Here is a 14,250-nt window from a genome sequence, read left to right as displayed (position 1 = left end):
GCGATCTCTCGCATTCATGAATTCAGTAGGAGCTTGTCCATGTTCACCATGCGTCGTCTGATTATCGTCGCAACCGCCGCTGCCCTGATGACCGGCTGTGCCGGCCAGAACCCGTATGACAGCCAGGGTCAGGCGCAGGGCTCCACAGGGATGAGCAAGACCGCCAAGTACGGTGGCCTGGGCGCGCTGGCCGGCGCTATTGCCGGTGCCGCCATCGACCACAACAACCGCGGCAAGGGTGCGCTGATCGGCGCCGCCGCCGTGGGTGCCGCCGCCGCCGGTTATGGCTACTACGCCGACAAGCAGGAAGCCGAGCTGCGCGCGCAAATGGCCAACACCGGCGTGGAAGTGCAGCGCCAGGGTGACCAGATCAAGCTGATCATGCCGGGCAACATCACCTTCGCCACCGACTCCGCGAATATCGCGCCAAGCTTCTATTCGCCGCTGAACAACCTGGCCAACTCGTTCAAGCAGTTCAACCAGAACACCATCGAGGTGGTCGGCTTCACCGACAGCACCGGCAGCCGCCAGCACAACATGGACCTGTCCCAGCGTCGCGCGCAGGCGGTCAGCACCTACCTGACCTCGCAGGGTGTGGATGCCTCGCGTATTTCGGTACGTGGCATGGGCCCGGACCAGCCGATCGCCAGCAACGCCGATGCCAATGGCCGTGCGCAGAACCGTCGGGTGGAAGTGAACCTGAAGCCGATTCCGGGTCAGCAGTATGACCAGCAAGGCCAGGTTCAGCAGTATCCCTGATCGACCCTTGGGGCCGCCGCAAGGCGGCCCCAGCTTTTAGCGCGCCACGCTGGCCTGAATCGCCGTCAGGGCGATGGTATGCACGATATCGTCTACCTGGGCCCCACGCGGCAAGTCGTTCACCGGCTTGCGCAGCCCCTGCAGCATGGGCCCCAGGCTGACCCCGTCGGTACTGCGCTGCACTGCCTTGTGCGTGGTGTTGCCGGTATTCAGGTCGGGGAACACGAACACCGTGGCACGCCCGGCCACCGGGCTGTCTGGCGCCAGTTCACGGGCAATCGCCGGGTTGGCTGCTGCGTCATATTGCAACGGCCCGTCGATCAGCAGCTCCTGTGCCGCCCCCTGCGCCAGGCGGGTCGCTTCGCGCACTTTCTCGACTTCTTCATCGCTGGCCGAATCGCTTGAATAACTGATCATCGCCACGCGCGGTGCGATGCCGAAGGCCTGCGCCGATTCGGCACTCTGCCGGGCGATTTCGGCCAGTTCGGCAGCGCTCGGGTGCGGGTTCATCACGCAGTCGCCGTACACCAGCACCTGCTCGGGGAACAGCATGAAGAACACCGACGACACCAGGCTCGAGCCTGGGGCAGTCTTGATCAGCTGCAGGGCCGGGCGGATGGTGTTGGCGGTCGAGTGCACCAGGCCTGATACCAGGCCATCCACTTCATCCAGCGCCAGCATCATGGTACCGATCACCACCGGGTCTTCCAGTTGCTGCTCGGCCATCGGCGCATTGAGATTCTTGCTCTTGCGCAGCTCGACCATCGGCTCCACGTAGCGCCCGCGAATCAGTTCCGGGTCAAGAACTTCCAGGCCCGGTGGCAGGGTGATGCCCTGCGCGCGGGCCACCGCATCGACCTCCTCTGGCCTGGCCAGCAGCACGCAGCGGGCGATGCCACGGGCCTGGCAGATGGCTGCAGCCTGCACCAGCAGTGGCTCGGCGCCTTCCGGCAGGACGATGCGCTTGTTGGCCTGCTGCGCCCGCTGGATCAACTGGTAGCGGAACACCGCCGGCGACAGGCGCAGTTCGCGCGGGGTACCACAACGCTGGTGCAACCAGGCGGCGTCGAGGTGGCTGGCGACAAAGTCGGTAATGAATTCGGCGCGCTCGCGGTCGTCCACCGGGATTTCACGGTTCAGCGAGTTGAGCTGGTTGGCGGTGTCGTACGAGCCGGTACTGACCGACAGGATCGGCAGGCCGGCCTGCAGGGCGCCACGGCACAGACCGAGGATGCGCGCGTCTGGCTTGCTGTCGCTGGTCAGCAGCAGGCCGGCCAGCGGTACGCCGTTGATCGCCGCGAGGCTGACGGCGAGGATGATGTCGTCGCGGTCGCCCGGGGTGACCACCAGGGTGCCCGAGGTCAGCAGCGGCACCGTGTTGGCCACCGTGCGTGCGCAGATGATGATCTTGCTCATGCGCCGCTGCTCGTAGTCGCCAGCGTTGAGCACCTGGGCACCGAGCAGTTCGGCCACGTCGCGGGTGCGCGGGGCGTTCAGTTCCGGCTGGTAGGGGATGCAGCCGAGCAGGCGGAAGTCATTGCCGCGCAGCAGCGGCGAGTGCTCACGCAGGCGGGCGGAGAATTCCGCCATGCTCTCGTCGGTGCGCACTTTGTTGAGGATCACCCCGAGCACTTTCGGGTCGCGCGGGCCACCGAACAGCTGCGCCTGCAATTCGACCCGGCCAGACAGCTCGCTGAGCACTTCGTTTTCCGGCGCCGAGACCAGGATCACCTCGGCATCCAGGCTCTTGGCCAGGTGCAGGTTGACCCGTGCCGCATAGCTGGCGTGGCGGGTAGGCACCATGCCCTCGACCACCACCACGTCGTTGCCGATGCAGGCTTGCTGGTACAGGCGGATGATTTCCTCAAGCAGTTCGTCCAGCTGGCCTTCGCCGAGCATGCGTTCGACGTGGGCCAGGCTCAGCGGTACTGGGGGCTTGATGCCGTGGGTGCGGGCGACCAGTTCGGTGGAGCGCTCGGGGCCGGTGTCGCCCGGGTGCGGCTGGGCGATCGGCTTGAAGAAGCCGACCTTCAGGCCGGCGCGCTCCAGGGTGCGCACCAGGCCCAGGCTGATGGAGGTCAGGCCGACACCGAAGTCGGTCGGCGCAATGAAAAATGTCTGCATGCGTGCTTCTCGAAATAAGCGGTGCAAGAAATTAGCGGCCAAGGGTAGCGCTATCGGCCCCCTGTGCGCACCAGCCGCAAGCGAAAGGCTGGCCGATGCGCTGCGCGCGCTGGGCCGGGTCCAGCACCCACGGGCGCGCCTGCCACGGCGGCTGGTGGCGCAGATGCTGGGTATGGCCGCAGGACAGTTCGACCACCCAGTGGCCTTGTTCGTCCTGGTGAAAGCCGATGATCCGACTGATGGGCCGCTGCTCATCCGCAGTGCGGTCGCAATCGGGCGATGGCTTGGTTACACTTGTCCGCTCTACATTCTTTTGCAAAAGGTCTTGCCCCATGCTGATCGCCGCCAACAAGGCTGTCTCCATCGACTATACCCTGACCAACGACGCCGGGGAGACCATCGACAGCTCCGCCGGTGGCGCGCCGCTGGTTTACCTGCACGGTGCCGGCAACATCATCCCGGGCCTGGAAAAAGCCCTGGAAGGCAAGCAGGCCGGTGACGAGCTGAACGTTTCCGTCGAGCCGGAAGACGCCTACGGTGAATACCTGGCCGAGCTGGTCAGCACCCTGAACCGCAGCCTGTTCGAAGGCGTCGACGAGCTGGAAGTGGGCATGCAGTTCCACGCTTCGGCGCCGGACGGCCAGATGCAGATCGTCACCATCCGCGACATCGACGGCGACGACATCACTGTCGACGGCAACCACCCGCTGGCCGGCCAGCGCCTGACCTTCCAGGTCAAGGTAGTCAACGTGCGTGACGCCAGCGATGAAGAAATCGCTCACCGTCACATCCACGGTGAAGGTGGCCATCACCACTGATTTTCTGCGCTAAGCTCAGAAAGTCGCCAGGCGCTCGGGCAAGCCGACTTGCCTTCCTTCGGGAGGTGGACGGCTTGGCCGGGCGCCTTTTTAGTGGGTGGAATTCGCCTGCGCGGCAACCGGCAACCTGAGAGGGATTCATCATGAGTGCATTTCACGACCTGAAACTGGAGGGGCTGGACGGCAAGGAGCTGCCTCTCGCCCCCTTCAAGGGCCAAGTGGTGCTGGTGGTCAACGTAGCCTCCAAGTGTGGCCTGACGCCGCAGTACAAGGCCCTGGAAAACCTCTACCAGGACTACAAGGACAAGGGCTTCAACGTGCTGGGCCTGCCGTGCAACCAGTTTGCCGGCCAGGAGCCGGGCAGTGAAAAGGAAATCCAGGCGTTCTGCAGCCTCAATTACGGGGTGAGCTTCCCGCTGGGCGCCAAGCTGGAAGTCAACGGGCCACATCGCCATTCGCTGTATCGCCTGCTGGCGGGCGAGGGCGCCGAATTCCCCGGCGACATCACCTGGAACTTCGAGAAATTCCTGGTCGGCAAGGACGGGCGGGTGCTGGCGCGTTTTTCGCCGCGCACGGCACCGGATGATCCTGCGGTGGTGCAGGCAATCGAGAAAGCCTTGGCCTGAAGCGCCTGACGCGATGTATGCAGGATTGCCACACTATCGAGGGGCTGCTCTGCAGCCCGGTCGCGACACCAGGCCGCTCCTACACAGATCGCGTGGAACCCAGCCTCGAAGCTGGTGCACTCGCAGCCTGGTTCCGGGCTGCATGGAGATACCCCTCGAACTGCTCGACAATCGCCGGCCAGCCCTGGCGGCTGGCATGCTGCCGTGCATTCAGGCGCACCCGGCGCAAGGTTTCCGCTTCTTCCAGCAGCCAGCAGGCGGCATCGACAAATGCCGCCTGGTCGCCCGGCATGGCCAGTGCACCGCTGTGCCCGTGGCGAATATGCTGCGCTGCGGCCGCCTCGTCATAGGCGACTACCGCCAACCCCGAAGCCATGGCTTCGAGCACCACATTGCCAAAGGTCTCGGTCAGGCTCGGGAACAGGAACAGGTCACCGCTGGCATAGTGCTCGGCCAGCACCTCGCCGCGCTGGGCGCCGCAGAACACGGCATCGGGCAACTGCTGGGCGAGGGTGCTGCGCTGCGGGCCATCACCGACCACGATCAGGCGCAGGCGCTTTTGCGGATAAGCCTTGTGCAACGCATCAAGGCATGGGCGCAATAAGCTCAGGTTCTTTTCCACTGCCAGCCTGCCGACGTGCAGTACGGCGATATCGTCCGGGCCAAGCCCCCAGCTGTCGCGCAATGCCTGGCTGCGGCGTGCCGGATTGAACAGGCCGGCATCGACCCCCCTTGCCAGCAGTGCCAGGCGTTCGAAACCACGGCGTTCAAGTTCCAGGCGCTGGCTGAGGCTGGGTACCAGGGTGGTGGCCGTGCGCCGATGGAACCAGCGCAGGTAATGGGTGAGCAAGCGCGTCAGCAGGCCCAGCCCGTACTGGCCGGAATACTGCGGGAAATTGGTGTGAAAACCGCTGACCACGGCCACCCCAAGGCGCCGCGCGGCGCGCAAGGCGCTGAGCCCCAGCGGCCCCTCGGTGGCGATGTACAACACATCCGGGCGCTGCCGACGCCAGCGACGCAACAGCTTGTGCATCGACACCTCGCCCCACTGCAAACCCGGGTAGCCGGGCAGTGGCCAGCCACGGCACAGCACCAAGGCCGGGTCGTTGTGCTGTGGTCCTTCACCGGCCTGGCGCGGGCGCACCACCTCGACCGTGTGGCCGCGTTGACACAAGCCTTCGCTGAGCCGGCCAAGGGTGTTGGCCACACCATTGATTTCGGGTGGGAAGGTTTCGCTGACCAGCGTGATACGTAGCGCGGGTGTATTCATGACAAAAAGTTTCCGCCCCCTGAGTTGCGCCGATGTGACGGCGTTGTGACAGATGCATGACGCCTGATCGCTGACGTTCCGGGTTTGTGAAATTTTCCTTGCAAGGCACTCAAGAAGCTGTGGCCGGCAGCCGATGCAGAAGCATTCGACGACCTGATGCGCTCCAGGAGAGCGGTGATGTTCAACAACAAGCTCAAGCAAGAAATCCGGCAACTGCGTGAAGACCTGATGTCCATCGAACAGGTCAAGAGCAGCCTCGACAGCGAGATGTTGGTACTGCAACTGGACCCTCAGGGGCGGATCGAGATGGTCAACGGCAACTTCGAGAGCGAGATGCTCTACCGTGCCGAACAACTGCTTGGCCGCAACATCGAGGAAATCGTCCCTGCGCACGTGAAGACGCTGGACTTCTACCAGCGCATGAAAAGTGCGATCAGCCGCGGTGAGCACCTGAACGGCGCCTTCCGTCTGCTGCGCGGCAATGGCCAGGAAGCCTGGCTGCGGTCGATCCTGCAACCGGTCAAGGACAGCCAGGGGCGCATCAAGTACTTCACCCTGCACTCCAGCGACCTGACGCGTACCATCGAGACCTCTCGGGAGCACGAGAGCCTGATCAAGGCATTGATGCGTTCCACTGCGGTGATCGAATTTTCCCTCGACGGCACCATTCTCACCGCCAATGATCGGTTTTTGTCCGCGCTCGGCTATCGCCTGGAACAGATCCGTGGCAAGCATCACCGCATGTTCTGCGAGCCGGAGGAGGTCAACTCGGCGGGCTACCAGGCGTTCTGGGACAAGCTGCGCCGTGGCGAATACGTTGCCGACCGCTTCAAGCGTATCGATGCCCACGGCCGGGTGGTCTGGCTGGAGGCTTCGTACAACCCGATCTTCGACGCCCATGACGTACTGTACAAGGTGGTCAAGTTCGCCACCGTCATCACCGACCAGGTGAACCAGGAGCAGGCCGTGGCCGAGGCGGCGGACGTGGCGTTCAACACCTCGCTTGGCACCGATGCCAGTGCCCGCAAGGCGACCGATGTGGTGACCCAGACGGTCAGCGTGATGCGTGGGCTGGAAGCCTCGATGCAAGAAGCCGCCGAGGGCATCCAGGCGCTGGACACCCAGTCGCGGGTGATCGGCTCGATCATCAAGACCATCAGCGACATCGCCGGGCAGACCAACCTGCTGGCGCTCAACGCGGCCATCGAAGCGGCCCGCGCTGGTGAGCAGGGCCGTGGCTTTGCCGTGGTTGCCGATGAAGTGCGCCAGCTGGCCTCGCGCACCAGCACCGCCACCGAGGAAATCGCCCGGGTGGTGCAGCAGAACGAGCAGCTGGCCCAGGCGGCGGTGGCCATCATCGACACCAGCAAGCGCCAGGCCGAGCAGGGGCTGGCGCTGGCCGATGAGACGGGCGAGGTGATTGTCGAGATCCAGGACGGGGCGAAGCGGGTAGTGGATGTGGTGGGGCAGTTTTCCAGCCGGTTGGGGCAGTGAAACCCAAGCCGGACCTGGTTCCTGTAGAAGCGGCGTGGTATCGCGACAGGCCGCAACACGGCCCCGGCATTGCAGCGCTGAGGCATACAATCGACTGGGGCCGCTGTGCGGCCCTATCGCGACACAAGGCCGCTCCTACCGGGAATGCGTACGGCCTTGGCGTCAGTTGCGCTCCCGCACCCAGAACAACGTGGCGCCGGCCACCGCTGCCGGCATCATCAGCACGTTCACCAGCGGTATCATCAGCGCCAGATAGGTGATGCCGCCAAAGCCCAGCGACTGCCAGCGCTTCTGGCGCAGCCAGGCGAGCATGTCCTGCCAGCTCATCTTGTTGTTGTCTGCCGGGTAGTCGATGTACTGGATGGCCATCATCCAGACCCCGAAGATCAGCCACAGCGGCGCAGCCACCACGTTGACCACCGGGACCAGCGACAGGATGAACAGGCCGATGGCCCGTGGCAGGAAGTAGCCCAGCTTGCGCATTTCGCGGCTGAAGGTACGTGGCACCATGGCCACCAGCTCGGCCCAGCTGAAGGCCGGGAAGGTGTCTTCGCCACGCAGCACCACCTCGACCTTTTCCGCCAGGAAGCCATTGAACGGTGCGGCAATGATGTTGGCCACCAGGGTGAAGGTGAAGAACACCATCAGCACCACCAGGGCGACGAACAGCGGCCAGAGGATGTAGGTGAGGAAGCTCAGCCAGCTCGGCAGGGTGGGCATCAGGGCATCCACCCACAGGCTGAACTGGTGGCCGGCGAAGTAGATCAGGCCACCGAACAGCAGCAGGTTGACCGCCAGCGGCAGCAGCACGAACAACCGCAGGTTGGGGCTCAGCACCAGTTTCAGGCCTTCGCGCAGGTACTGGGGGCCAGACAGGACAGGGGCTTGCATCGGGAGACTCCGCAGAGAAGGTAAACGCGCTGACCTTACCGAGTTTGCCGCGCCGACGAAAGGCGGGCAGCGGCAGGGAAACGGGGTGTAACAAAAGCGCCAGCCCATGGCTATCCGAACAAATCGATGGATAGGCGATGCCTATGAGGTGGATTGTCTAAGGATATTTCCTTAATCTTTGCCACCTCGCTACAGTGCGTTCAACTTTCCGCTTTTCGGGCCTGCGCGTTGTAGCCTTCCCCAAGTGCTGCGTGGGTCCCTTTTAAATTCCAGCTGGCGCAGCCGGTGCACACGATGCCGGCCCGTGCGGCCCGCTCGACAGGAGTTCGACATGTCTGAAGTACGTCATTCGCGCGTCATCATTCTCGGTTCCGGCCCTGCCGGTTACAGTGCCGCGGTGTACGCCGCCCGCGCCAACCTCAAGCCGCTGCTGATTACCGGCATGCAGGCCGGCGGCCAGCTGACCACCACCACCGAAGTCGACAACTGGCCGGGCGACCCCCATGGCCTGACCGGCCCGGCGCTGATGCAGCGCATGCAGGAGCACGCCGAGCGTTTCGAAACCGAAATCGTCTTCGACCACATCAATGCCGTCGACCTGGCCAACAAGCCCTTCACCCTGCAGGGTGACAGTGGCAAGTACACCTGCGATGCGCTGATCATCGCCACGGGTGCCAGCGCCCGCTACCTCGGCCTGCCGTCCGAAGAAGCGTTCATGGGCAAAGGTGTCTCGGCCTGCGCCACCTGCGACGGCTTCTTCTACCGCAACAAGCCGGTTGCCGTGGTCGGCGGCGGCAACACTGCCGTTGAAGAGGCGCTGTACCTGGCCAACATCGCCAGCAAGGTCACCCTGGTGCACCGTCGCGATACCTTCCGCGCCGAGAAGATCCTGGTCGACAAGCTGCACGCCCGTGTCGCCGAAGGCAAGATCGAGCTCAAGCTCAACGCCACCCTGGATGAAGTACTGGGCGACAACATGGGTGTGACCGGTGCGCGCCTGAAGAACAACGACGGCAGCAGCGACGAAATCAAGGTCGACGGCGTGTTCATCGCCATCGGCCACACCCCGAACACCTCGCTGTTCGAAGGCCAGCTGACCCTGAAGGACGGCTACCTGGTGGTCAACGGTGGCCGTGAAGGCAATGCCACCGCCACCAACGTCGAGGGCGTGTTCGCCGCCGGTGACGTGGCTGACCACGTTTACCGTCAGGCCATCACCTCGGCCGGTGCCGGTTGCATGGCGGCACTGGACGTCGAGCGTTACCTGGACGGTCTGGCCAACGCCTCGTTCTGATCCGGGAATGCCAGGGCCGCTTTGCGGCCCATCGCGACACAAGGCCATTGCAACAGAATGGCTACGCCCCAGATGTCGCATGAAAAAACCGGCCAGAGGCCGGTTTTTTCATGCCTGCAATTCGATTACAGGCTCAGTCGCATCGACAGGTCCACTGCCTTCACGTCCTTGGTCATGGCACCAATCGAGATGTAGTCCACCCCGGTCTCGGCAATCACGCGCAAGGTCTGCTCGTTGACCCCGCCGCTGGCCTCGAGCTTGGCCTTGCCGGCGGTAATGCGCACCGCTTCGCGCATTTCCTCCAGGTTCAGCTCGTCGAGCATGATGATATCCGCACCGGCGACCAGCGCCTGGCGCAGTTCGTCCAGGCTTTCCACTTCGATTTCCACCGGTTTGCCCGGTGCAATACGGTGCGCGGCTGCCACTGCCTCGGCCACGCCGCCACTGGCTGCAATGTGGTTTTCCTTGATCAGGAAGGCATCGTACAAGCCAATGCGGTGGTTGTCGCAGCCGCCACAGGTCACTGCGTACTTCTGCGCCAGGCGCAGGCCGGGCAAGGTCTTGCGGGTGTCCAGCAGGCGTACCTGGGTGCCTTGCACCAGGTCGGCGAGAAAGCGTGCTCGGGTGGCCACACCCGACAGCAACTGCAGGAAGTTCAGCGCACTGCGTTCACCGCTGAGCAGCGAGCGTGCCGGGCCTTCCAGGTGGAACAACGCCTGGTTGGCCGTGGCGCGTTCGCCGTCGGCCACCTGCCAGTGCACCGCCACCCGCGGGTCGAGTTGGCGAAACACCGCATCGACCCAGGCGGTGCCGGCAATCACGCAGTCTTCGCGGGTGATGATGGTCGCCTTGGCCAGGCGCTCGGCCGGGATCAACTGCGCGGTTATATCGCCACTGCCGATGTCCTCCAACAGCGCGCGGCGCACGTTGGCTTCGATTTCAGCGGTCAGATCGGCGAGGCGTAGGTTCGGCATGGTCGGCTCCACAAGCTAGATGCCCGCGATTATAGGGCAGGGGGCCGGTGTGTACAGCCGCCTTGGCAGCGACCTTCGGTCGGGCGCATTGAGCAACCGGGGCAAATCGGGGTCACTAGCCAGCGAGTGAAACGGCGCTGGCAGCGGTATGGTTTTTTGCCGATAATAGCGACCAGTATTTGGCGTCATAGCTTTGACGATCTTCAGCCCCTTCGGGCGAGACACCCTGCAAGGAGTCCAGGATGCAAAAAGAAGGCAAGGTGGTGCCCTTGGCGGCCGCCATCGACCGAGGGGGGCGTGCGCCCCTGCCTTGCCTTCCGGTATTGCTTCTGCAAGTGCGCGACAAAGCCGCCTTGCAGTTGCGCCAGGGCTTGCAAGGCTTGTTCGACAACGCCGACGACACCCTTTTCGAAATGGCCGACAAGGCATTCGACCGTGGGGACCAGAACCTCTACTTCGAGGCCATGCGCGACCTGCGCCTGAAGCGCAAGAGCATCGAACGGGGCTTTCTCGACACCTTCTACGACGCCTTTTCCCGGATGGGCCAGGTCGACCTGCTGGCCCACCTGGGCGATCCTCGCGACCTGCGCAGCAAGGCCCAGGCCGAGCGGGCCGCCGCGATCGAAGGCATGGTCGCGCGGGTGCTGTCGCGTGACGGCATTGCCCTGCAGCAACTGGGCCTGCGCTTGCAGGCACTGCTCGATCGCCCGCTGCATGAGCAGCACAACCCATTGGGGCCGGCTGCACTGTGTGGCTACTTCCTCGATGCCGGGCGTAACCTGGGGGTTGGCCTGCGGGTAAAGCTGGTGCTGCTGAAACTGTTCGAGCGCTATGTACTGCGCGATGCCGACGTCATCTATGGCGAAGCCAACCAGTTGCTGGCTGCAGCAGGCGTGCTCCCCGAGTTGCCGCCGGCACCGCGCCGGCGTGCCGAAGACCGGCGTATGGGCGCTCGACGTGGCACGGCGAACCTGGCGCAGGAGGTTGGCGCCGACGCGGCAGGGCAGGCCTTCTTTGCCGCGTTGCAGCCCCTGCTGGCGCCGTTGCGCGGGCAGTTTGCGCCGCGTCTGCAAGCGGTAGCCGCTGCCCAGCCGATCAGCACCGCCGACCTGCTGCGGTTGCTGTCCCATTTGCAGCACTACGTGCCCGCTACCCACGAAGACGAGGATTTCGAACTCGGCCAGCAGCTTGAACAGTTGCTCTTGCGGGTCAGCGTGCGCAGCGGCACACGCCGGCGCATCGAAGTGGCCGACGAGGACATGATCAACCTGGTAGGCCTGTTGTTCGGCTACATCCGCAACGACGACAATTTGCCGGCCAGCCTGCGCGCGCTGATCGTGCGCCTGCATATTCCGCTGTTGAAAGTCGCCCTGCTGGACAAGGGGCTGTTCAGCCGGGCCAGCCACCCGGCCAGGCGGCTGCTCAACGAGATCGCCGGTGCCGCCATCGGCTGGGAATGTGCCGGCGATGGTCTGCGCGACAGCCTGCATCTGCGCGTGGAGCGGACCATCCAGCGCCTGCTCAACGATTTTGCCGAAAATACCAGCCTGTTCGCTGAACTGCTGGAAGACTTCCTCGCTTTCAACCAGGACGAGCGGCGGCGCAACGAACTGCTCGAACAACGCACCCGCGATGCCGAAGAAGGGCGTGCCCGCGCCCAGCAGGCCAGGCAACAGGTGCAGCATGCGCTGAACCAGCGCCTGCGAGGCCGGGTATGGCCGCAGGTGGTGGTGCAGATGCTGGTGCAGTCGTGGAGCCAGGTCATGCTGCTGGCCTGGCTCAAGCAGGGCGAGGCTTCCCAGGCCTGGCGGGATGCAGTGCAGACCATGGACGCGCTGCTGGCCAGCATCACCCCACCGCATGAAACACAAGCCTTGTTGCAGCAGGTGCCTGGCCTGCTCAAGGCACTGCGCGATGGCCTGGCCAGCGTGGCCCCGGACTCGGCCGCGACCCGCGAATTCTTCCTGCAACTGGAGCAGTTGCACTTGCGCGCCTGCGCCGGCACCGAGCTACAGCCTGGCGCAGAGGGCCAACGCCTGGGCGAGGTGCTGGTGGCCGAGGATATCGTGTTGGCCATTGCCGAAGAGCCCGCCTGCGCGCCGTTGCATGTCGCCCATGGCCAGGCCGCTGCGCTGCGTCAGGTCCAACGCCTGCGTATCGGTACCTGGGTCGAGGTGCTCGACGAGGACGAGCCGCTGCGCTGCAAGCTGGTGGCGCGCATCGACAGTAGCGACAGGCTGGTGTTTGCCAACCGCACCGGCATGAAAGTGCGCGAGTGGAACGGCGCCAGCCTGGCCCGGGCCCTGCACCGGGGCGAGGTGCGGGTGCTGGACGACGGCCTGCTGTTCGAGCGGGCGCTGGACGCGGTGCTCCAGGCGTTGCGACAGTAACCAGGCCTGTAGGCGCAAACATTACAATCATTCACATGCAAACGGCCTTGGCCACAGGGCATACTGATGCCCTGTTCACGGCGCTTTCAGGATCTGCCCCCATGCAATTGGACCGTGCCACTGGCTGGTTCCACGGAATCGGAATCACCCACTGCCCCTCGCCGAACTTCAATGCCCGCCCCCAGGGCGAATCGATTTCCCTGCTGGTGATCCATAACATCAGCCTGCCTCCGGCCTGTTTCGGCACCGGCAAGGTCCAGCAATTCTTCCAGAACCGCCTGGACCCTGACGAGCATCCGTATTTCGCCAGCATCAACCACCTGACCGTGTCGGCGCACCTGTTCGTCGAGCGCGACGGCGCGGTGACCCAGTTCGTGTCATTGCACGACCGTGCCTGGCATGCCGGTGTGTCATGCTTCGACGGGCGCGAGGGTTGCAACGACTTCTCCATCGGTATCGAGCTGGAAGGCACTGACGAGCTGCCCTATACCGATGCCCAGTACGCAGTGCTGGAGCAACTTACCCGGCATATCCGCAACGCCTGGCCGGCCATCGACCTCAGCCGTATCCAAGGCCACAGCGACATTGCCCCGCAGCGCAAGACCGACCCTGGCCCGGCCTTCGACTGGCCACGCTACCGCAAGGCGCTGCTGCACAACGAGGACAAGGCATGAGTTTTCTGGTGTTGTTGCTGGCGCTGTGGGTCGAGAAGTTCTCGGCGTTGCGCCATCAGGTGCAGCGTGACGGGTTCTTCCTTGGCGAACTGGTGCGCCTGGAGCGCAGCGGCAAGGTGCACCCGTGGTGGACGCTGGCCATTCTGGTGTTGGCTCCGGTCGCGTTGCTGGTGTTGCTGCTGCATGTGCTGGACCCTGTGGCGTATGGCCTGCTGGCCTTGCCGGTGCATCTGCTGGTGCTGATCTACAGCCTGGGCCGCGGCGATGCCAAGGCATCGCTGGGGCCGTTCCGCGACGCCTGGCGCCGGGGCGATGACCAAGCCGCGCTGCACGTGGCAGAACGTGACCTGGGGCTGGCTGCCGACAATCCCCGCAGCTTGCTGGTAAGCGTTCAGGGCAACCTGTTGTGGCAGGTATACCAAGGCTTTTTCGCGGTGATCTTCTGGTACTTCGTGCTCGGCCCGGGCGCCGCGCTGGCCTATCGTCTGCTGGCACTGTGTGGCGAGCACAGCAAGCAGCCAGCGCTCAAGGCCCGTGCCGAGCAGCTACGGCATGTGATGGACTGGTTACCGGTGCGGGTGTTGGCATTGAGCTTTGCCTTGGTGGGCAATTTTGTCGCGGTCACACGGGTGATGCTGCATGAGTTGCTGAACTGGCACATCAGCGCCGCGCATCTGGTGGCTCGGGTCGGGCGCATTGCCGATGACATTCCAGAGGAAGAAGACGACCAGCGTGGGCTGGGGCGGCTGGACAGCCTGTGGGAATTGCTGCTGCGCTGTGCGGTGCTGTGGTATGCCGGGTTTGCGCTGTGGACGGTACTGGTCTGACGTAGACGCGTTCCTTTGTAGGAACGGCCTTGTGTCGCGATGGGCTGCGCAGCAGCCCCGGGGGTGCAGATTCGCCACCTGATGGTCGGGGCCGCGTTGCGGCCCTTCG

13 protein-coding genes and 1 pseudogene are annotated in these 14,250 nt (G+C 64.3%); 9 read left to right on the top strand and 5 right to left on the bottom strand.

Translation table 11 applies throughout. From position 1 onward, the window contains the following. Positions 1 to 39: 39 nt before the first annotated feature. Positions 40 to 759: an OmpA family protein gene (locus JKP78_RS11570; protein ID WP_170028287.1), complete on the top strand. Its 720-nt coding sequence runs from the start codon at positions 40 to 42 to the stop codon at positions 757 to 759. Between the two features lie 36 nt (positions 760 to 795). Here the strand turns inward: JKP78_RS11570 and pta are convergent, their stop codons facing one another. Both pta and JKP78_RS11560 read right to left on the bottom strand, forming a co-directional pair. Beyond that, complete coding sequence (gene pta, locus JKP78_RS11565; protein ID WP_186686359.1) at positions 796 to 2,883, bottom strand: phosphate acetyltransferase; 2,088 nt, start codon at positions 2,881 to 2,883, stop codon at positions 796 to 798. 31 nt (positions 2,884 to 2,914) lie between these two features. Beyond that, positions 2,915 to 3,217 carry a DUF3565 domain-containing protein gene (locus tag JKP78_RS11560; protein WP_200626759.1) on the bottom strand — a complete coding sequence of 101 codons (303 nt, stop codon included), beginning with the start codon at positions 3,215 to 3,217 and terminating at the stop codon, positions 2,915 to 2,917. Between JKP78_RS11560 and JKP78_RS11555 the strand changes: the two genes are divergently transcribed. Continuing rightward, positions 3,216 to 3,701: an FKBP-type peptidyl-prolyl cis-trans isomerase gene (locus JKP78_RS11555; RefSeq protein WP_170028289.1), complete on the top strand. Its 486-nt coding sequence runs from the start codon at positions 3,216 to 3,218 to the stop codon at positions 3,699 to 3,701. The two genes, JKP78_RS11560 and JKP78_RS11555, sit on opposite strands and share 2 nt — an antisense overlap. A 143-nt stretch (positions 3,702 to 3,844) precedes the next feature. Continuing rightward, positions 3,845 to 4,327: a glutathione peroxidase gene (locus tag JKP78_RS11550; RefSeq protein WP_200626689.1), complete on the top strand. Its 483-nt coding sequence runs from the start codon at positions 3,845 to 3,847 to the stop codon at positions 4,325 to 4,327. Positions 4,328 to 4,406: 79 nt separating this feature from the next. Here the strand turns inward: JKP78_RS11550 and JKP78_RS11545 are convergent, their stop codons facing one another. Next, positions 4,407 to 5,597, bottom strand: a complete 1,191-nt coding sequence (locus tag JKP78_RS11545; RefSeq protein WP_200626688.1) for a glycosyltransferase family 4 protein — start codon at positions 5,595 to 5,597, stop codon at positions 4,407 to 4,409. Positions 5,598 to 5,753: 156 nt separating this feature from the next. On the opposite strand from JKP78_RS11545, the pseudogene JKP78_RS25435 reads away from it, so the two are divergent. Then, positions 5,754 to 6,503 (top strand): annotated as a pseudogene (locus JKP78_RS25435) (PAS domain-containing protein); the annotation flags it as partial. 156 nt (positions 6,504 to 6,659) lie between these two features. After that, positions 6,660 to 7,091 (top strand): methyl-accepting chemotaxis protein, encoded by a 432-nt coding sequence (locus JKP78_RS25430; RefSeq protein ID WP_442793985.1) that lies wholly within the window; start codon positions 6,660 to 6,662, stop codon positions 7,089 to 7,091. Between the two features lie 162 nt (positions 7,092 to 7,253). Here JKP78_RS25430 and cysZ read toward each other — a convergent pair whose 3' ends face one another. Continuing rightward, positions 7,254 to 7,982, bottom strand: coding sequence for a sulfate transporter CysZ (gene cysZ, locus JKP78_RS11535; RefSeq protein WP_170028293.1), 729 nt, complete (start codon positions 7,980 to 7,982; stop codon positions 7,254 to 7,256). Positions 7,983 to 8,313: 331 nt separating this feature from the next. Here cysZ and trxB point away from each other — a divergent pair, with 331 nt between their 5' ends. After that, complete coding sequence (gene trxB, locus JKP78_RS11530) at positions 8,314 to 9,276, top strand: thioredoxin-disulfide reductase (RefSeq protein WP_170028294.1); 963 nt, start codon at positions 8,314 to 8,316, stop codon at positions 9,274 to 9,276. A gap of 125 nt (positions 9,277 to 9,401) precedes the next feature. On the opposite strand, the gene nadC is transcribed toward trxB, so the two are convergent. Further along, positions 9,402 to 10,250 carry a carboxylating nicotinate-nucleotide diphosphorylase gene (gene nadC / locus JKP78_RS11525; RefSeq protein WP_200626686.1) on the bottom strand — a complete coding sequence of 283 codons (849 nt, stop codon included), beginning with the start codon at positions 10,248 to 10,250 and terminating at the stop codon, positions 9,402 to 9,404. A 242-nt stretch (positions 10,251 to 10,492) separates the two neighbouring features. Between nadC and JKP78_RS11520 the strand changes: the two genes are divergently transcribed. From JKP78_RS11520 to ampE, 3 genes are all read left to right on the top strand, one after another. Next, positions 10,493 to 12,640: a DUF1631 domain-containing protein gene (locus JKP78_RS11520; RefSeq protein WP_200626685.1), complete on the top strand. Its 2,148-nt coding sequence runs from the start codon at positions 10,493 to 10,495 to the stop codon at positions 12,638 to 12,640. A 101-nt stretch (positions 12,641 to 12,741) separates the two neighbouring features. Beyond that, positions 12,742 to 13,314, top strand: coding sequence for a 1,6-anhydro-N-acetylmuramyl-L-alanine amidase AmpD (gene ampD, locus JKP78_RS11515; RefSeq protein WP_200626684.1), 573 nt, complete (start codon positions 12,742 to 12,744; stop codon positions 13,312 to 13,314). Next, a complete protein-coding gene (ampE, locus tag JKP78_RS11510) occupies positions 13,311 to 14,141 on the top strand; it encodes a regulatory signaling modulator protein AmpE (protein WP_170028298.1) in 831 nt (276 codons plus the stop codon). The genes ampD and ampE overlap by 4 nt, the downstream gene beginning before the upstream one ends. The last annotated feature ends 109 nt before the right edge of the window (positions 14,142 to 14,250 follow it).

Origin of the sequence: Pseudomonas sp. LAM2023 (assembly GCF_016620375.1) — a bacterium.
Lineage (GTDB): Bacteria > Pseudomonadota > Gammaproteobacteria > Pseudomonadales > Pseudomonadaceae > Aquipseudomonas > Aquipseudomonas anuradhapurensis.
Note: the sequence above shows the minus strand (reverse complement) of the source record. Positions and strands in the feature narration are given on the sequence as shown.